This is a genomic window from Bacillus sp. SIMBA_031 (assembly GCF_046535225.1).
GTDB lineage: Bacteria > Bacillota > Bacilli > Bacillales > Bacillaceae > Bacillus > Bacillus velezensis.
In genome coordinates this window covers 1-270 of sequence record NZ_JAWRXC010000274.1, presented here as the reverse complement: position 1 = coordinate 270, position 270 = coordinate 1, and the positions used below count along the sequence as shown (strand labels likewise).

At 70.0% G+C, this 270-nt stretch carries 1 protein-coding gene; it reads right to left on the bottom strand.

Annotated elements, in window-relative coordinates; translation table 11 throughout:
* On the bottom strand, window positions 1-270 hold a 270-nt coding region (locus SB724_RS20300; protein ID WP_410572672.1), incomplete at both ends, for an MFS transporter.

Below are 270 nucleotides of genomic sequence, written 5' to 3'. Positions count from 1 at the left end.
CCAGACCACCGTCGCACCGGCAGGCGGCGCATAGAGCGCCAGTGCCGCAATCGCCGCGACCGGCAGCGACAGCGCGAAGAAGAACCGCCGCCGCCCGAATTTCGGCCGGTAGCGGTCGGCGAGAACGCCGATAATGGGGTCGCAGACCGCGTCGAAGGCACGGACCAGCAGCAGCGTCAGCCCGACGGCCGCAAGCGGCAGACCGAGCGTCTCGGTATAATAGGTCGGCACGACGGCATAGAGCGGCAGGCCGAGCGCTGCGAGTGGGGC